General features: G+C 67.2%; 17 protein-coding genes. 7 read left to right on the forward strand and 10 right to left on the reverse strand.

Annotation, left to right across the window (positions count from 1 at the left end; all coding sequences use genetic code 11):
• Window positions 1-15: 15 nt before the first annotated feature.
• Together AC1RP5_RS27255 and AC1RP5_RS27260 are read left to right on the forward strand one after the other, a co-directional pair.
• Window positions 16-714 (forward strand): PA4824 family protein, encoded by a 699-nt coding sequence (locus tag AC1RP5_RS27255; RefSeq protein ID WP_493115943.1) that lies wholly within the window; start codon window positions 16-18, stop codon window positions 712-714.
• Between the two features lie 111 nt (window positions 715-825).
• Window positions 826-2763 (forward strand): carbohydrate porin, encoded by a 1938-nt coding sequence (locus tag AC1RP5_RS27260; RefSeq protein WP_493115944.1) that lies wholly within the window; start codon window positions 826-828, stop codon window positions 2761-2763.
• Window positions 2764-2910: 147 nt separating this feature from the next.
• Here the strand turns inward: AC1RP5_RS27260 and AC1RP5_RS27265 are convergent, their stop codons facing one another.
• From AC1RP5_RS27265 to aqpZ, 3 genes are all read right to left on the reverse strand, one after another.
• Window positions 2911-5010 carry an adenylate/guanylate cyclase domain-containing protein gene (locus tag AC1RP5_RS27265; protein WP_493115945.1) on the reverse strand — a complete coding sequence of 700 codons (2100 nt, stop codon included), beginning with the start codon at window positions 5008-5010 and terminating at the stop codon, window positions 2911-2913.
• A gap of 34 nt (window positions 5011-5044) precedes the next feature.
• On the reverse strand, window positions 5045-5410 hold the full coding sequence (locus AC1RP5_RS27270) for a hypothetical protein (RefSeq protein WP_493115946.1): 366 nt from the start codon (window positions 5408-5410) through the stop codon (window positions 5045-5047).
• A gap of 61 nt (window positions 5411-5471) precedes the next feature.
• Window positions 5472-6164, reverse strand: coding sequence for an aquaporin Z (gene aqpZ / locus AC1RP5_RS27275; protein ID WP_493115947.1), 693 nt, complete (start codon window positions 6162-6164; stop codon window positions 5472-5474).
• A gap of 204 nt (window positions 6165-6368) precedes the next feature.
• Between aqpZ and AC1RP5_RS27280 the strand changes: the two genes are divergently transcribed.
• From AC1RP5_RS27280 to AC1RP5_RS27300, 5 genes are read left to right on the forward strand one after another with little or no spacing between them, the layout of a single operon-like run.
• Window positions 6369-8003, forward strand: coding sequence for an ABC transporter substrate-binding protein (locus tag AC1RP5_RS27280; RefSeq protein WP_493115948.1), 1635 nt, complete (start codon window positions 6369-6371; stop codon window positions 8001-8003).
• A 10-nt stretch (window positions 8004-8013) separates the two neighbouring features.
• Complete coding sequence (locus AC1RP5_RS27285; protein ID WP_493115949.1) at window positions 8014-9018, forward strand: ABC transporter ATP-binding protein; 1005 nt, start codon at window positions 8014-8016, stop codon at window positions 9016-9018.
• Entirely contained in the window at window positions 9015-10013 is a 999-nt protein-coding gene (locus tag AC1RP5_RS27290; RefSeq protein ID WP_493115950.1) for an ABC transporter ATP-binding protein, read from the forward strand. The genes AC1RP5_RS27285 and AC1RP5_RS27290 overlap by 4 nt, the downstream gene beginning before the upstream one ends.
• On the forward strand, window positions 10013-10942 hold the full coding sequence (locus tag AC1RP5_RS27295; RefSeq protein ID WP_493115951.1) for an ABC transporter permease: 930 nt from the start codon (window positions 10013-10015) through the stop codon (window positions 10940-10942). Before AC1RP5_RS27290 ends, AC1RP5_RS27295 begins: the two co-directional genes overlap by 1 nt.
• A gap of 11 nt (window positions 10943-10953) precedes the next feature.
• Window positions 10954-11823, forward strand: a complete 870-nt coding sequence (locus AC1RP5_RS27300) for an ABC transporter permease (protein ID WP_493115952.1) — start codon at window positions 10954-10956, stop codon at window positions 11821-11823.
• Between the two features lie 159 nt (window positions 11824-11982).
• Here the strand turns inward: AC1RP5_RS27300 and AC1RP5_RS27305 are convergent, their stop codons facing one another.
• The 7 genes from AC1RP5_RS27305 to AC1RP5_RS27335 all read right to left on the reverse strand — a co-directional run bounded on the left by AC1RP5_RS27305 (window position 11983) and on the right by AC1RP5_RS27335 (window position 18355).
• Entirely contained in the window at window positions 11983-12702 is a 720-nt protein-coding gene (locus AC1RP5_RS27305) for an ABC transporter ATP-binding protein (protein ID WP_493115953.1), read from the reverse strand.
• Entirely contained in the window at window positions 12699-13424 is a 726-nt protein-coding gene (locus AC1RP5_RS27310; protein WP_493115954.1) for an ABC transporter ATP-binding protein, read from the reverse strand. The genes AC1RP5_RS27305 and AC1RP5_RS27310 overlap by 4 nt, the downstream gene beginning before the upstream one ends.
• Window positions 13414-14400 (reverse strand): branched-chain amino acid ABC transporter permease, encoded by a 987-nt coding sequence (locus AC1RP5_RS27315; RefSeq protein ID WP_493115955.1) that lies wholly within the window; start codon window positions 14398-14400, stop codon window positions 13414-13416. The genes AC1RP5_RS27310 and AC1RP5_RS27315 overlap by 11 nt, the downstream gene beginning before the upstream one ends.
• On the reverse strand, window positions 14397-15260 hold the full coding sequence (locus tag AC1RP5_RS27320; RefSeq protein ID WP_493115956.1) for a branched-chain amino acid ABC transporter permease: 864 nt from the start codon (window positions 15258-15260) through the stop codon (window positions 14397-14399). Before AC1RP5_RS27320 ends, AC1RP5_RS27315 begins: the two co-directional genes overlap by 4 nt.
• A gap of 29 nt (window positions 15261-15289) precedes the next feature.
• Complete coding sequence (locus tag AC1RP5_RS27325; protein ID WP_493115957.1) at window positions 15290-16546, reverse strand: ABC transporter substrate-binding protein; 1257 nt, start codon at window positions 16544-16546, stop codon at window positions 15290-15292.
• A gap of 76 nt (window positions 16547-16622) precedes the next feature.
• The gene (locus tag AC1RP5_RS27330) at window positions 16623-17219 is read right to left on the reverse strand and encodes a YdeI/OmpD-associated family protein (RefSeq protein ID WP_493115958.1); all 597 of its coding nucleotides are present in this window, start codon (window positions 17217-17219) and stop codon (window positions 16623-16625) included.
• A complete protein-coding gene (locus tag AC1RP5_RS27335; RefSeq protein ID WP_493115959.1) occupies window positions 17219-18355 on the reverse strand; it encodes a mandelate racemase/muconate lactonizing enzyme family protein in 1137 nt (378 codons plus the stop codon). Before AC1RP5_RS27335 ends, AC1RP5_RS27330 begins: the two co-directional genes overlap by 1 nt.
• Window positions 18356-18395: the final 40 nt, after the last annotated feature.

Here is an 18395-nt window from a genome sequence, read left to right on the forward strand (position 1 = left end):
CGACCTTCTGGCCGCGTGAAAAGTAATAGCTACTGCATCTTCATTGCCACTCTACTGTGGGTGGCCGCCGCCGTGTTCGCCGGCCCGACCCTGGCCGCCGGTGGCGCTCACGTCGTCGACGACTCCGAGGTCGAGACGCCCGGGACCTGCCATGTCGAGCTCTGGGTCGCGGACTTCGTGCCGGGCGACGGCTACGGCAACGTCGCCCCCGCCTGCACCGCCCTCGCGATCCCCTGGCTCGAAATGGGCGTGGCCTACGCACATTACTGGGACCAGACCATCAACGGGCCGCTGATCGGGCCGCAGATGAAGATCAACTTCCAACCTTCGTCGAAGGGCGTGGGCTTCGGGCTTGGCCTCAATGCCGGCGTCAATGCGCGGACGGGCGATCTCGGCCTCGCCGGACTGACCGCCCTGGTCACCATTCCGGTCACGGAGAAGTTCAGGATCAACGTGAACGGCGGCTGGAGCTATCTGCGCAGCGACCATCCCACGGCCTTCTTCTGGGGCGGCCAGGTCGAGGTCGATGTCGGCTGGGACGTCACGCTGATGATGGAAGCCTTCGGCCGCTCGCCCGGCATCATCGGCAACCAGATCGGCCTGCGCTACACGCCGTCCGCCCATCCCAGGTTCGATTTCGACCTGCTCGCGGGCACGACCTACGACACGGTGAACACCAAGTTCTTCACCCTGGGTGTAACCATCCGCTTCTGAAATCGTCGCAGGGCCTGATCGTCGTCGCCGTGATATCGGGGGCCGATGACGGGCAGACGGTCCCCCTGCACGGCGCAGACAGGCGCCACGGCACGACGATACTTCGTCGCGATGACGGCTGCCCTTCTGCTCACTTCACCTGCGATGGCTGACGATCCCGCGACGCCGCGTTCGGGCTTCTACGCCGGCGGCCATGTCGGCTACCTGTTCGGCACGGCCACCGCGGCGTTCGCCGATCCGGTTCCCGGTGCGACGGCCGGCGGCACGACGCCCTACGGCGCGTTCTTCGGTGGCGTGCAGGCGGGCTACGAGCATTATTTCCCCTCGCGCCTGATGCTCGGCCTCGAACTCGACATGTCCTTTGCCAGCGCCGAGGACCTGGCGCAGGTCCTGTCCTATCGCGCGACCTCGACGGCAGCCGCCAACCAGCAGCTCGAATATCTCGCCAGCCTGCGCGCGCGCGTGGGCTACGCGATCGATAGATGGACGCCCTTCGTCAGCGGCGGCATCGCCTGGGCCAGCACGCGTTCGGACCGCATCGACCTCACGACCGGCAACGATGCCGCGACTCCAAGCAACGTCCGCGTCGGCTATGCGCTGGGCGCCGGCGTCGACTATCGACTCGATTCGAAATGGTCGGCGCGGGCCGAGTATCTCTATACGAGCCTGCCGCTGAACGGCTTCGTCTTCGCCGCTCCCGCGCGCTACGATTCGCTCTACGACCTGCACCGGTTCCGGGTCGGCCTGAACTACAAGTTTGGCGCCAGCGAAGAGACGCAGGACGACAAGCCCGATCGCGGTCCCGGCTCGTGGGAGATCCACGGCCAGTCGACGTTCATCTTCCAGGGCTATCCGCCGATCCCGGCCTCTTATTCAGGCGCCAACAGCCTGCCGCCCGAGGGCCAGAGTCGCGAGACCTGGACGGTCTCGGCCTTTCTTGGCGTGCGCCTCTGGGAGGGCGGTGAGTTCTACTACAATCCCGAATTCCTGCAGGGCTTCGGCGTCGCCAACACGACGGGCGCCGGCGGCTATCCCAACGGCGAGGCGCAGAAGTCGAACTTCCCCTACCCGCGCTACAACACCTCGCGCCTGTTCCTGCGGCAGGAGATCGGGCTGGGCGGCGAGCGCGAGAAGGTCGAAGGTGAATACGGCCAGCTCTCCGGCGAGCGCGACGTCTCGCGCGTCACCTTGCAGGCCGGCAAGTATTCGGTGAAGGACATCTTCGACGGCAACACCTACGCCGAGGACCCCCGGGTCGACTTCCTCAACTGGTCGATCTGGGCGTCGGGCGCGTTCGATTATCCCGCCGATCGTCTCGGGCTCACCTGGGGCTTTACCGCCGAACTCAACAAGCCGGACTGGGCGGTGCGCGCCGGCTACTTCCTGGTCGGCAACCAGCCCAATGCCAACACCTTCGACCTCGCGCTGTTTTCCCGCGGCGGCTATGTCGGCGAACTCGAGCTGCGCTACCGGCCGTTCGACCGGCCGGGCGCGATGAAGATCGGCACCTGGATGAACAGCGCCTTCTCCGGCTCCTACAGCGAGGCTGTGACGCTGGCGGCGCAAACGCCCGGCCTGACGGCCAACGACACGATCGCCCAGACGCGGCGCGGGCGCACCAAGTACGGCTTCTATCTCAATCTCGAGCAGGAGATCACCGACGATGTCGGCCTGTTCGGCCGCTTCAGCTGGAACAACGGCGCGTCGGAGATCATGGCCTTCACCGACATCGACTCGAGCCTCTCGCTGGGCGCGTCGATCAAGGGCACGCGCTGGGGCCGTCCCGACGACCGCATCGGCATCGCGGGCGCGCTCAATTCCCTGTCGCCCGATCACAGCAGCTATCTGGCGAATGGCGGTCTCGGCGTGCTGGTCGGCGACGGCGCGCTCTCTTACGCCTCCGAGGCCGTCGTCGAAACCTACTACGCCTTCCAGCTCGTGAAGGGCCTCATCGCCACCGCCGACTACCAGCTCCTGGTGAATCCCGCCTACAACACCGTGCGCGGTCCGGTACACGTGTTCAGCGGGCGACTGTCGGCACGTTTCTAGCCGAGCGAAGCTCGGCTAATGAGCGTCAGGACATCGCAAAGCGATGTCCGGGAGCGCCGAAGGAAGAGTAATCACACGAGGCTCATGACCCCTCCGCCGGCGTAAGACGCCGCCACCTCCCCATTTGAATGGGGAGGAAGGTGATTCCTACTTCTGGTCCATGTGCCAGGTGCCGTCCCAGTCCGGCGGCGCACCGTCCTTCTGGAATCTCTCGCAGCGCTCGATGAAGATCCGGCAGGGCGCGTCTTCCTCACGCATCGCCGCGGCGCTGCGGAATCCCGCCAGCGCCTCGTCGAAGCGGCCTGCGACATAGGCTTTGCGGGCGCGATCCCAGGCGGCGAGGAAGGACGCATGCTCGGCCCGGCCCTCGATCTCGCCCAGGGGCTCGTAGACATCGTGCGCCTCGGTCGTGCCGACCGCGATCACCCGGTCGATGTGGCGCCACACGAAGAGCTCGGCGGTCGGCCCGGCAATCTCGCCGCTCGCCAGGATCTCCGTGCCGTAGACCTTGTTCATGCCTTCGAGGCGCGAGGCCTGGTTCGCGACCTGGCCGACCAGCGTGTAGTTGATGCGCTCGCGGGCGCCGACATTGCCGACGACCGCCGGCCCCGTGTGCAGGCCGAAGCGCGTGCGAAAGCCCGGGCGACCGCGATCGCGCCATTTCTCCGAGAGCGCGCGGCCCGCAGCGGCGGCCTGCAGTGCGCCGCGGCAGGCATTGGCGATGTGCTCTGGATCGGTCTCCGGCGCGTTCCAGAAGGCCATGATGCTGTCGCCGATATACTTGTCGATCATGCCGCGATTGGCCGAGATGGCCGAGCCCAGCGCCTCGAAGTAGCGCGACAGGCGGCTGGTCAGCAGCTCCGGCTCCATCGTCTCGCTGAGCAGCGAGAAGCCCTCGATGTCGGTGAACATCACGGTGATCTCGCGGCGCGTGCCACCGACGCCGCTGCTCTCGGGCGAGCGCATGATCTGCTGCACGAGGTCCTTGGACACGTAGCGTCCGAAGATCTCCAGCCCCTCGCGCATGTTCTCGACCGCGTCCGACAGGCGCACGATCTCGGTGATGCGACTGTGGATGGGCTGCTGTTCGGAGAAGTCGAGCTGCCGGATGCGCTCGGTCTTGAGCGTGACGCGCGCGATCGAACGCGAGAGGACCAGCGACGCCACCAGTGCGCCGAGCACCGCGAGCGCCACGGCGATTGCCGCGGCGATGCCGGCGCGCTGCAGCAACACCTGCGACTGCGCCGTGAGTTCGAGGATCGGCACCGCGGCGGCGATCACGAACCGCTGTCCCAGCAGCAGCGGCATGCGATGGACGATCAGGCGATAGGCATGGCCGCCCGCTTCGACCTGACGGTCGATCTTGGTGTCGGTGTCGATCGCCTCCTGCACGGCCTTGTGCAGGATCTTGCGGACCAGCTCGTCGCTCGGCAGGCATCCGGGCAGCGTCGGCGCACAGGGAGCGGACTCGATCTCCACCCCACCGCCGGAATGGCCGACCACGATCACCGAATTCTCCGTGATCTTGTAGGCGGTGAGGAGTTCGGACAGCGTGCGCAAGGTGAAGTCGAAGCCGACGACTCCGAGGCCGCTGTGCAGCGGGATGCCTGCGGATATGCCGGCGTCGGGAGTCTGGGCAAAGCGATAGGGCTCGGTGAGGATCGCCGCCTTGGCGCGCATGGCGTCGACGTACCAGGGCCGCGTGCGGGCATCGAAATACGAGGTCGTCGTCTGGGCCTTGGTGCGGCTGCCGTCGGGCAGATAGAACCAGTAGGTCTCCTGTCGCGGCGGCGCGCCCGCCTCGATCACCCGCACGATGATCGACTCGCCGTCCGGCGCGTCATACTCCAGCCGTTGGGCGATGGTCAGGCTTCCCGGCCTTCCGGCGTAGATGAAACTGCCGTCGCCATAGCCGACGAAGGCCGACTGCACCGCCGGGTGGCGTCCCAGCATGGCGACGAGCTGACGCCGGCGCTCCTCTTCGACCAGCGGGTTTTCCGTGGCGTTGAAGCTCGGCCCTTCGGCCAGCGTCTGGCCGACCGAAACCACCACATGCAATCCGTCGGTGAGGAAACCCTCGACCGCCGCTTCGAGATTCGACACGCGCTGGTCGGCGCTGCGCTGTTCCAGCAGGGTGACGGAGCGCCAACCGAGCCACAGCAGCACCGAGGTGAGCGGCACGACGACCAGCGCCATCAGCATCAGCATGGTGATGCTGAATGGAATCGATCGCCGTGCCTGCTTCATGACCTCTATCGCTTGAAGGCGAAGACCGTGACGCCTACGCCTTCACGGCATTCCACTTGCAGCTGCCGTCGCGGTTCTGGGCAACCAGGGTCGGCGGCGTCGCGCCGAGGTCGGCCGTGTAGGTCAGGTTCATCATGCCCAGATCGAAATTGCCCTGATAGACCTTGTCGCGGATCGGCTTCATCTTGACGTCGATCCCACCAGCCGACTTCAACTCGACCTGGCCGTTCGCGATCTGGAACGTGTGCTCGCGCGTGAAGGACGGGTCGGCCTGGATGCAGCCCGACACGCTGTTGGGGTTTTCCTTGAAGCGGAACTTCACCTCGACGTCCTGCTGGGCCATCGCGGCGAGCGGCATCAGCCCGACCAGGGCGAGCGTGACGAGTCGTTTGATGAGCATGGGTGATCGTCCTTCGTTGGCGGGGGCTGAGCCCCCACCCTACATCGGCAGGACCGCCCCGTCAGTCCTTGCTGCGCAGCAGCCCGTAGGCACCGCCCGCCAGTGCGCCACCCAGCAACGGCGCCACCCAGAACAGCCAGAGCTGCGACAGGGCCGCACCGCCGACGAACAGCGCCGGCGCGGTGCTGCGGGCCGGGTTCACCGAGGTGTTGGTCACGGGAATGCTCACCAGATGGATGAGCGTCAGCGCCAGGCCGATCGCGAGGCCGGCCATGCCCGGCGTGACCCTCTTGTCGGTGGCGCCCAGGATGATCGTCACGAAGCCGAAGGTCATCACGACCTCGATGACCAGCGCGGCGGTCAGCCCGTAGCCGCCCGGTGAACGATCGCCGTAGCCGTTGGTCGCGAAGCCGCCGATCTCGGCGCCCGCCTTGCCGGTCGCCACGACGTAGAGGATGGCCGCACCCGCGATGCCGCCCAGCACCTGCGCGACCACGTAGGGGATGACCTCGCCCATCGGGAAGCGGCCGCCGACGGCCAGGCCGACCGTCACGGCCGGGTTGAAGTGACCGCCCGAGACGCCGCCCACGGCATAGACCATCGTGAGGACGGTGAGACCGAAGGCCAGTGCCACGCCCGCGAAGCCGATGCCGAGCTGCGGGAAGCCCGCGGCCAGCACGGCGCTGCCGCAGCCGCCCAGCACCAGCCAGGCGGTCCCGAGGAATTCTGCATAAAGACGATTGGTGATCGGCATGTTCTCTCTCCCCGAATTGCCGGAAATGAATCTACGCGCCTCCCACCTGCTCTCCTAGTCCATGCATGAACATCTGGCGGACGCTTTTGCACATCGGTGGATGATCTCCCGCACCGCAGCACGCGAAGCGTCACCGAACGGAAACCTCCCGTTCACGGAAGCGACCTAGCGTGCGCGCTCGCTTTCGAGGGGAGTTCACACCATATGTTCCTGCGCCGCCGCAGCCTGATCGCCGCCTCTGGCCTCGCCGCCACCAGCTTCGCCCTGCCGCGCATCGCGCTGGCCCAGGCCGACCGTCGGCCCAGCATCACCATCGCAGTGCAGCAGATCGCCAACAGCGCCGCCCTGGAGCCGCTGCGCGAGCAGTCGAACGTCGGCCAGCGCGCCTTCTCGTTCATGTTCGAGCGCCTGATCATGCAGGACCTGCTCGGCAAGCTGGAAGAAGTGCCGGGCCTCGCCGAGAGCTGGAAGCGCCTCGACGACCGCACCGTCGAGTTCACCCTGCGCAAGGGCGTGAAGTTCCACAACGGCGACGAGATGACCGCCGACGACGTGGTCTTCACCTTCAGTCGCGAGCGCATGTTCGGGCCGGACTACGACATCACCTCGAACAAGACGCTGTTCACCTCGGTGCTGATCCGCGACGCGGTGCAGGGCAAGAACCTGCCGCCGGAAGTGCCGGCCGTCGCCAAGCGCCTGTTCCCGGCACTCGAGAAGGTCGAGGCCGTCGACAAGTACACCGTGCGCTTCGTCAACCGCACGCCCGACGTCACCATGGAAGGCCGCATCGGCCGCCTCGGCAGCGATATCGTCTCGCGCCGCGCCTACGACGAAGCCAAGAGCTGGCTCGACTGGGCGCGCATGCCGGTCGCCACCGGTCCATACAAGGTGCGCGAGTTCGTGGCCGACCAGTCGCTGACCCTCGACGCGCACGACGATTACTGGGGCGGCCGCCCGCCGCTGAAGAGCGTGCGCATCGTCGTGGTCCCTGAGGTCGCGACCCGCATCAACGGCCTGCTCGCCGGCCAGTTCGACTTCATCTGCGACGTGCCGCCCGACCAGATCCCCGGCATCGAGAAGAACCCGAAGTTCGAGGTGCTGGGCAGCACCATCGTCAATCACCGCATCACGGTGTTCGACAAGAACCATCCCCGCCTCGCCGATCCGCGCATCCGCCAGGCCTTCACGCACGCGATCGACCGTCAGGCGATCGTCGATGCGCTGTGGTCGGGCCGCACCCGCGTGCCGCCGGGCCTGCAGTGGGAATTCTACGGCCCGATGTTCGTCGAGAACTGGTCGGTGCCGGCCTACGATCTCGCCAAGGCCAAGGCGCTGCTGAAGGAAGCCAACTACAAGGGCGATCCGATCCCCTACCGCCTGCTGAACAACTACTACACCAACCAGGTCTCGACGGCGCAGGTACTGGTCGAGATGTGGCGCGCCGCCGGCCTCAACGTGCAGATCGAGATGAAGGAGAACTGGCAGCAGGTGTTCGACACCAACAGCCCGCGCGCGGTGCGCGACTGGTCCAACAGCGCCGGCTTCAACGACCCGATCTCTTCCATCGTCGCGCAGCACGGTCCGCAGGGGCAGCAGCAGCAGGTCGGCGAATGGGCCAACGAGGAGATGAACAAGCTCTCGGTCGCGATGGAAGTCGAAACCGACATGTCCAAGCGCAAGGCGATGTTCAAGCGCATGCTCGAGATCTGCGAGCGCGAAGACCCGGCTTACACGGTGCTGCACCAGAACGCGACCTTCACGGCCAAGCGGAAGGACATCAAGTGGAAGGCCTCGCCGTCCTTCGCCATGGAGTTCCGCGCCAACAACTTCTCCGTCTGAGGACGGGGCGATGACCGCTCCTCTCGTCGCGGTGCGCGACCTCACGGTCGATTTCGCCAACGGCGCGCAGGTCTCGCGCGCCGTCGACGGGGTGAGCCTCGAAATCGCGCCCGGCGAAGCGCTGGGCATCGTGGGCGAATCCGGATCGGGCAAGAGCGTGACGTGGCTGGCGGCACTCGGCCTGCTGCCGACCAAGGCGCGCGTGACCGGCTCGGTGAAGCTCGAAAAGCAGGAGCTGGTCGGCGCCTCGCGCAACGCGCTTGAGCAGGTGCGCGGCAGTCGCATCGCGATGATCTTCCAGGACCCGTCGAGCTGTCTCAATCCGGTGCATCGCATCGGCCGCCAGCTCGTCGAGGCGCTCGGCCTGCATCGCGGGCTCGCCGGACGTGCGGCCGAAGCCGAGGCGCTGCGCCTGCTCGACCAGGTCGGCATCGCCGATGCCAGGCGTCGTCTCGCCGACTATCCGCATCTTCTCTCCGGTGGCCTCAACCAGCGCGTGATGATCGCGATGGCGCTGGCCGGCCAGCCCGACCTGCTGGTGGCCGACGAGCCGACGACGGCGCTCGACGCCACCATCCAGGCGCAGATCCTGGCGCTGCTGGGCAGCATCCGCCGCGACACCGGCATGGCGCTGATCCTGATCAGCCACGATCTCGGCGTCGTTGCCGAGAACGTCGATCGCGTCGCCGTCATGTATGCCGGCCGCCTCGTCGAGGAAGCGCCCGGCGCCGACCTGTTCGGCGCGGCGCGGCATCCCTACACGCAAGGCCTCCTCGCGGCGCTGCCGGCCCTCACTGGCCCGCGCCGCCGCCTCGCCGCCATCCCCGGCACCGTGCCGGAGCCCGGCAACATGCCGGCCGGCTGCCGCTTCGCGCCGCGCTGTCCCGTGGCCGAGACGCGCTGCGCGACCGTCCCGCCGCCGTCGCGCTCCGTCGGCTTCCTCCATGCCGCCGCCTGCCATCGTCCGATCGAGCGCGGCGTCTCCGTATGGGCCCTGCCGCAGGCCGCGGAATGAGCGCGCTGCTTCAGGCCAACGACCTCAGGCGTCACTATCAGGTCCGCACCGGCCAGGGGCTGTTCGCCCCCAAGGCAACCCTGCGCGCGGTCGATGGCGTGTCCTTCACCCTCGAACGCGGCCGCACGCTTGGCTTGGTGGGCGAGTCGGGTTGCGGCAAGTCGACGACCGGCAAGCTGGTGCTGGGCCTGGTGCCGCCGACTTCCGGCACGGTGCGCTATCGCGGCGAGCCGTTGCCCGCCGTTGGCACTCCCGCCTGGCGCGGCCTGCGCCGTCATATCCAGATGGTCTATCAGGATCCGCTGGGCGCCCTCGACCGCCGCCTGCCGATCGGCACGCAGATCGAGGAGCCGCTCGCCATCCACGAACAGGTCTCGCCGTCCGAGCGCCGCGAGCGCGCGCGGGCCGCCATGGAATCGGTCGGCCTGCAGCCGCATCAGTACGAACGCTATCCGCACGAACTGTCGGGCGGCCAGCGCCAGCGGGTCGTGCTGGCGCGCGCGCTGATGACGAGCCCCGACCTGCTGGTCTGCGACGAGCCGATCTCCGCGCTCGACGTCTCCATCCAGGCGCAGGTGGTGAACCTGCTGCTCGACCTGCAGGAACGGCTGGGCATCGCCTATCTGTTCATCAGCCACGATCTCAAGGTCGTGCGCCAGGTGAGCCACGACGTCGCCGTCATGTATCTCGGCCGCATCGTCGAGCAGGGCGAGGCCGAGAGCCTGTTCGCCACGCCGGCGCATCCCTATACGCGTGCGCTGGTGGCGGCGATCCCGACCGTGAGTTTCGGCGGCGGCCCGAAGCGCGAGAAGATGCTGCTGCAGGGCGATCCGCCCAATCCGGTGAACGTGCCGTCGGGCTGCGCCTTCCACACACGTTGTCCCTTCGCCACCGCGCACTGCCGCGCCGAGGCACCGACGTTGCAGCCTCTCTCCGGTGGCCGCATGGTCGCCTGCCATCGCGTGCATGAGCCCGCCCTGCAGGTCGCCGCCTGATGCTGATGTTCGCCACCTCGCGGCTGCTGCGCGCCGGTCTCACCATCCTGTTCGTGATGACCTTCGCCTTCGTGGTGCTGCGCCTTTCCGGCGATCCGGCGCTGATGATCATGTCGGTCGATGCGCCACCCGAGGCGATCGCGGCCTTTCGCGAATCCTGGGGCCTCAACCAGCCGATCTGGGAACAGTATCTCGCCTATATCGGCCACGCGCTGACCGGCGACTTCGGCAAGTCGATGCGCGATGGCCGACCCGCCATCGACCTCGTGATGGAACGCGTACCCGCGACGCTCGCCATCACCCTGCCGGCGCTGGCGCTCAAGATCGGCCTCGGCATTCCCGCCGGCATCTATGCCGCGCTCCATCGCAACTCGATGGCCGATCGCCTCACCATGGCGGCCTCGGTCGCGGGCTTCACCATGCCGAGCTTCGTGCTGGCGCTGCTGCTGGTGCTGGTCTTCGCCGTCCAGCTCGGCTGGCTGCCGGCGAGCGGCAGCGACGGGCTCTCGTCCGCCATCCTGCCGATCCTGACGCTGGGCACCGGGGGTGCCGCCATCATGGCGCGCTTCACGCGCTCGGCCATGCTCGAAGTGCTGGGCCAGCCCTATATCCGCGCCGCCTCGGCGAAGGGCGTGACCTGGCACACGGTCGTCACGCGGCACGCGCTGCCCAATGCCGCCATCCCGACCGTCACCATCGTGGGCTTCATGGTCGGCAGCCTGGTGGCCGGCGCCGTCGTGGTCGAAAGCGTCTTTTCGTGGCCCGGCATCGGCCGGCTGCTGGTCTCGGCCGTCGCCAACCGCGACCTCGCCATCGTGCAGGCGATCCTGATGGTGATCGCGGCCTGGATGGTGATGGCCAACCTCACCGTCGATCTCGCCTATGGCTGGCTCGATCCGAGGGTGCGCGGCACCGCCGCGGCGCACTGACGGGAACGACCATGGCCATCGCCGAAAGACTCCCCGCCGTCCCCGTTCGCCGCCGCCTGCTCACGCTACCGTTCGGGGTGATCCTGGCGATCGCCTGGCTCGTCCTGATGATCGTGACCGCGCTCGGCGCGGATTTCCTGCGGCCGTATTCATTTACCGCCCTCGACCTCAAGGCGCGGCTGGCGCCGCCGGTCCTGATGGGCGGGACCTGGGCGCATGTGCTGGGCACCGACGAGCTCGGCCGCGACGTGCTCTCGCGCCTCATCATGTCGATCCGCATGAGCCTGCTGATCGCACTGTTCGGCACGATCATCGCCGCCACGCTCGGCACCGCGCTGGGCTTCCTCGCCGCGCACTTCCGCAAGTACGTCGAGCAGATCGTGCTGATGGCCATCGACTTCCAGGCCAGCATGCCCTTCATGATCATCGCGCTCGCGGTGCTGGCCTTTTTAGGCAACAGCCTGCCGCTGTTCATCGCGCTGATGGGCTTCCATTCGTGGGAACGCTACGCCCGCATCTCGCGCGGCCTCACGCTCGCGGCCAACGAGCAGGGCTACGCCGCCGCCATTCGCCAGCTTGGCGCGAGCCCCGCGCGCATCTACGGGCTCCACATCCTGCCCAACATCGCCTCGACCCTGATCGTGTCGATGACGCTCACCTTCCCCGAGATCATCCTGCTGGAAAGCGGCCTGTCGTTCCTCGGCCTCGGCGTCCAGCCGCCGCTCGCCTCGCTCGGCAACATGGTGGGCTACGGCCGCGAATACATCAGCCACGCGCCGTGGATCATGCTGGCCCCGGCAGCGACCATCGTGGTCACGACGCTCTCGATCAGCCTTTTAGGCGACTGGCTGCGCGACAAGCTCGATCCGACGTTGCGGTAGACAATAAAAGACTCCGTCGTCTCGACCGAAGCCGCGCGTAGCGCGGCGGAGTGGAGAGACCTTCTCTCCACGATCAAGCCGGCTTTTGGTGGAGCGGAGGTCTCTCCGCTGCGCGCCTACGGCGCTCCGGTCGAGACGACGGAATTATTTTTGGTCGCCCTACTCGACACCCAGGTAGATGCGCTGCACATCCGGATTGTCGAGCATCTCCTTCGCCGGGCCTTCCAGCACCGTGCGGCCGACCTGCAGCACGTAGGCGTGGCTGGCCGCTTCGAGGGCGAGATCGACCGACTGTTCGGCGAGCAGGATGGTCTGCCCCTCTTTGTGAAGGGCGGCGAAGCTGTCGTACATCACATCGACGATGGCCGGCGCGAGGCCGAGGCTCGGCTCGTCGAGCAGCAGCAGCTCCGGTTCGCTCATCAGCGCACGCGCGACCGCCAGCATCTGGCGCTCGCCGCCCGACATGGTGCCGGCGCGCTGCAGGCGCCGTTCAGCGAGCCGCGGGAACACCGTGTAGGCGCGATCGAGCAGGCGCGGGATGCGCGAGCGGTCGGCGAGCGGCGTTGCGCCCAGCAGCAAGTTGTTCTCGACGCTCTGCTGCGCGAACAGCCGCCAGCCCTCGGGCGACAGCGCCAGGCCCTTGCGCACGATCGCATAGGCCGGCTGGCCCGCGATGTTCTCGCCCTTGAACTCGACCGTGCCGGCCGAGGCCGTGGCGATGCCGGCGACGGCGTTCAGCACCGTGGTCTTGCCCGCGCCGTTGGAGCCCAGCAGCGCCACCACCGCGCCCTTCGGGACCTCCAGCGAAACGTCGGCCACGCCTATGAGGTCGCCGTAGCGCACTTCGAGGTGGCTGATCCTGAGCAATGGCGCGCTCATCCGTGCCTCACCTTGCGGCGGCCGAGATAGGCCTCGATCACCACCGGGTTGCTCGTCACCTCGCGCGGCGTGCCGCGCGCGATCTCGCGGCCCTGATGGAACACCACGACGCGACGTGTCAGCGAGACGATCACCTCCATGATGTGTTCGACGATCACGATGGTGATGCCGCCGCCATGGATGCGGCGCACCAGCTCGATCGCCTCGCGCACCTCGGTCGGCGTCAGGCCGGCCATCGCCTCGTCGAGCAAGAGCGCCTTGGGCTCCGACGCCAGTGCGCGGGCAATCTCCAGGCGCTTGCGCCCCGGTGTGCCGAGGCTGCGGGCCGGCTGCTCGGCCAGCCGCGCGAGACCGACCTTGTCCAGCACGTCGAGCGCCTTGGCGCGCGCATCGGCGGCCTTGGGATGGCGCAGCATGGCGCCGATCATCGTGTTCTCGAGCACCGACATCGATTCGAAGGTGAGCGGCACCTGGAAGCTGCGCGCGAGACCGAGCCGTGCCCGCGCCTCCGGCGGATCGCGCGTCACGTCGACACCGGCGAAGTGCACGCTGCCGGCCGTCGGCGGCAGGTCGCCGGTCAGGCAGTTGAAGAAGGTCGACTTGCCGGCGCCGTTCGGGCCGATCAGGCCGAGGATATCGCCCTCCTCGACGCTGACCGATGCATTGTCGACCGCCTTGAAGGCGCCGAACGCCTTGGTGACGCTGCGCGCTTCAATCAGCATGGCCGTCCACAACCTTCGCTGGGGGCGGCGCCGGAGCACGACGCGGCTTGACCAGCGACAGCAGCCCCGCGGGCAGGAAGCGCGCGATGATCACGATGATCGCGCCATAGACGACGAAGGTGATGCCGGCGCCCTTGCCGCCGAGATAGGAGTTCGACAGCTCCTCCAGCGGCACCAGGATCAGCGCGCCGACCAGCGGCCCGAAGAGCTGGCCCGCGCCGCCGAGTGCGGCCATCACCAGCATCTTCACCGAGATCAGGATGCCGAAACCGGACTCCGGATCGACGAAGCCGAACATGGTGAGATAGAGCGAGCCCGCCAGTGCGGTGAAGGCGGCACTCAGCATGTAAGCGTAGAGCTTGTAGCGGCCCGCCGCGACGCCCAGCGACCGCGCGGCGCGTTCGCTGTCCTTGATGGCGCGCAGATAAAAGCCCATGCGGCCGCGCTCGATCGCATGCGTCAGCCACAGCAGCCCGGCCAGCACGGCGAGGAAGATGTAGTAATAGGGCGTCGCGGAGATGAACGAGAGATCGAGGACGCTGCGCGGGATCGGCGGGCCTCCGAGGCCCTGCGCCCCGCCCAAGAACTCCGACGTCGAACTCAGCACGCGTACCAGTTCGGCGACGGCAATGGTCGCCATGCTGAAATAGTGGCCAGAGAGTTTCAGCGTCGGCACGCCGATCACCGCGGCGACGGCGACGCTCAGCAGCATGCCGAGCGGCGCGCCGGCGATCGGTGGCAGGCCGAGATGGACATAGGCCACCACCGCCGAATAGGCGCCGATGCCGAAGAACACGGAATGGCCGACCGAGACCTGGCCGGCATAGCCGCCGACGATGTTCCAGGCCGAGGCGCCGATCGCGGCCAGCAGCACCAGCGCGCCGAGGCGACCGTAGACCGGCGAGTCGAGGGTCAGCCAGGGATAGGCCAGCACCAGCACGACCAGCGCGATCTGGAAGAGACGACGCGCGTTCATGCCTTGCCCATCAGGCCCTGCGGCCGGAACCACAGGACCAGCACGAACAGGATGTAGACGATGACGTCCTTGTAGACCGGCCCGATCAGGTAGGCCGACAGCGATTCGACCACGCCGATCAGCAGCCCCGCGACCAGCGCGCCCATGACGCTGCCGAAGCCGCCGAGGGAGACGGTGACGAAGGCCACGATGGCCAGGGTCTCGCCGACCGTGGGCGAGGTGTAAAAGAACGTGGCGATCAGCGCGCCGGCGATGCCGGTCGCCGCGCCCGCCATGCCCCAGGCCAGCGCCTGCATGCGCTGCGGCCGGATGCCCATGAGCTGCGCCGCCGTCGCATCCTCCGAGACGGCCAGCATGCGGCTGCCGATCGAGGTGCGGGTCAACAGCAGGTGCAGCAGGATCGTGACGATGAGACCGACAGCGCCGGCCAGGACCCGCGATCCCTCGAAGCGGATGCCGGCCAGGATGAACGAATGGCCGACCAGGTCGTCGGGCAGGGTCTTGAAGTTGGCGCCGAACGCCCACAGCGCGCCATAGCGCAGGAACAGCGCCAGCCCGAACGTGCCCAGGATCTGCGCCAGCATCGGCCCGCGCATGATGTGGCGGACCAGCAGGAAGTAACTCGCGATGCCGAGCGTCCCGATCACCATGGCCGCGGCCGGCACCGAGGCCCACGGCCCGCCGCCCAGCGCGGTCCAGACCATGACGGCGGTGTACATGCCCAGCATGACGAAATCGCCGTGCGCGAAGTTCACGACGTTCATCATGCCCCAGATCAGCGTGAGGCCCGACGAGAAGAGCGCATAGACGGCGCCCAGCAGCAGGCCGCTCACCACGACCTGCACCAGGGTCATCGACATCGCGGAACGCCTTCCGACGCGGTCGCTGCTTACCAGCCCTTGTAGGGCAGGATCAGATCGGCCGTGGCGCGCGACTTCGGCCACACCGAAACGTAATTGCCGTTGCGCATCTGGGTGATCAAGGTCGAGGCCTGGATGTTCTGGCCCTTGTCGTCGAACTTCACGCCGTCATAGCCGGCGACGAGCTGCTCGGGCTTCATCTCGACGGCGCGGAGCGCGTCGCGGATCTTGGCCGGATCGGTCGAACCGGCATTGTTGATCGCCTCGGCCATCACGAAGAAGGCCTGCAGCACGCGCGCCGACACGTCGTCGAGTCCGTCGCCGCCCGTCTTCTTCTTGTAGAGGTCGTCGAGGATGGCCGCGACGCTGCCGGGCTTGCCCGAAGCGAAGACCGAGCGGCTGATCAGCCCTTCGGTGACCGAGCCCATCGCCTTCACGAAGGCCGGGTCGTTGAAGCCGCCATCGTCGGCAATCAGGATCGCCGGCTTCCAGTTCAGCTCCTTCATCGTCTTGGCGTAGAGGATCGCGTCCGATGTGTAGGAGATGAAGATCACGACGTCGGGGTTCTTCTCCTTGAGCTGCAGCACCTGCGGCTGCACGTCGGTCGAGTTGGCCGAATAGGCGACCTTCTGCGTCACGTTGAGGCCGTTCTTGGCAAACGTGTCGGAGATCACGCTCGACACCGAGTTACCGTACTCGGTGTTCTCATGGACGATCGCGATCGAGTTCACCTTCTGGCCGGCGGCCTTCTGCTCCTTGAGGAACACCGAATAGGCGTTGGCGAAGTCGGCGGCGACCGGCGTGGTGCGGAAGAACCACTTGAAACCGCGCTCCGTCAGGTTGGCGGCGACCGATTCGGCGTTGAGGAACGGCACGCCGTAGCGCTCGGCGACGGCGCTGGCGGTGAGCGTGATGCCCGACTGGTAGCAGCAGATGACCGCCGCCACCTTCTCCTCGGTGATGAGGCGCAGGGTCTGGTTCTGACCGGCCGCGGGCGTGCCCTGGTTGTCGGCGATCACCATCTGGATCTTGGCGCCCTTTAGGCCCGGCAGGCCGCCGCCCTTGGCGAGCGGCATCACCTTGGCGAGCTCGGCATTGCCGTTGTTGATGATGTCGGCGCCCATCTCGAACGCCATCTTGGCGTAGTTGCCGGTGCTCGCGGAGTTGCCGCTGAGCGGATAGACGGCGCCGATTTTCACCACCTGCTGCGCGGTTGCATCGGCCGTGAAGCCGAGGAGCGCTAGGGCGGCAACGGCCGCGATCTTTCGACGAGTGGCCTTGATCATTTTATGTTTCCCCCAGAGGTGCCCTTAACCCGATTGCAAATCTTGGCACGCCACACCGCGGCCAGCAAACAGGGTACTACTTCGCGCGCTGCGGATAGATGGTCTCGCCACGCTTCAGCATCTGGACGAAGTCCGCGATCTTCTTCTTGCGGCCCACCTCGGTCTTCATGTTCTCCGTCCGGAAGACCAGCGCGAAGCGGTTCTGGGCGCTGAGCTTCGCCAGCATCGCCTTGGCCTTGGGCTCGGCGTCGATGGCGGCCTGGAGATCGTCCGGGATCTTCGATCCCTTGGTCCGGTAGGCGCGATCCCAGCGGCCGTCCGCCTTGGCCGCCTCGACCTGTTTCAGCCCGTGCGCGGTCATGCGCTTGGCCTCGACCAGGCGGGCGACGTTGTCGACGTTGATCTGGCTCCAGACGCTTTTGGCGCCGCGCGGCGTGTAGCGCTGCAGGAAGCTCTTGTCGTCGAAGCCCTTGCGGATTCCGTCGATCCAGCCCCAGCACAGGATGACGTCGATCGCCTCCTTCGGCGTGATCGACTTCAGGCCCGAGCCGACCTTGTGGATCTTGATCCAGACTTCGCTTTCCTTGTCGTGATGCTTACCCAGCCACTTGTGGAAGCTGGCTTCCGTCGGGAACTCATGGACCTTGTCGGGATCGACCTTCACCGGCGCCATCAGCACACCCGGTAGCGTTCGACGGCATCCCTATCCAGTTCGATGCCGAGGCCCGGCCCCTCCGGCAGCAGGACGTGCCCCGCCTCCAGCTTGAGCGGCGTCTTCAGCAGCTTGGTGCGCAGCTGATTGTCGCTCATGTCGTATTCCAGCATCGCGGGATGCGGCGGATGGTCGGTGTGCGGCGTCGCCGGCAGCGCCGCGAGGAAGTGGCAGGCGGTCGCGAGACCCACGGCGCCGCCCCAGACATGCGGCGCGACCCTGAGGTTCTGCGCATGCGCCAGCGCCACGATGCGCTTGGCCTCTGTGATGCCGCCGACGCCCGGAATGGAAGGCTGCACGATGTCGATGCAGCGCCCGTCGATCAGCGCGCGGAAATCGCGGACCGTGTGATGGGCCTCGCCGGCCGCCAGCGCGATCGGCGAGCGGGCGCGCAGTTCGGCATAGCCACGGAAATCGCCCGGCGGCAGCGGCTCCTCGATCCAGTGGATGTCGAACGGCTCGATCGCCCGCGCACATTCCAGCGCCACGTCGGCGGTGTAGGCGCCGTTGATGTCGACCAGCAGCAGCTTGTCCGGCCCGATCGCTTCGCGCGCGAGCTTCACCCTCTCCACGTCGCTCTTGATGCCGCGGCCGATCTTGATCTTGGTGCCGGCATAGGGATGGGCCACCACCTCCGCCATCATGTGTTCGAGCTGGCGGTCGGGATCGTTGGAGAAGAAGCCGGTCGAGGCATAGGCCGGGAAGCGCGTCGCGCCGCAGCCGCCGATCAGGTCGCAGACCCGGACGCCGAAGCCGCGCGCGATCGCATCCCAAAGTGCCACGTTGATGCCGGCGAGGCACGAGGTGAGCTGGTTGCCGACGCCCAGGTGATAGATCCCGTTGCGCACCTTCGCCTCGACATGGTCGAAGTCGAAGATGCTGCGGCCGACGAACATCGGCTCGAGCATGCGGAAATATTCCCGCGTGACCATCGGATTGCCGAAGGCCTCGCCGATGCCCGTCACGCCCTGGTCGGTCTCGACCTCGACCAGCCCGCCCTGGCGACGAAAACCGCCACCGCGCGACATGCCGTAGGCTTTTTCCGGTGCGAAGGCATATTCGAGTCCGATGAACGAAAGACGCCGGATCGTCGGCATGGCAGCTCCTGCAAATCCCGCGCTATGGTGGGGTCCAAAG

The sequence above is a fragment of the Reyranella sp. GW821-FHT12G01 genome (assembly GCF_058806575.1).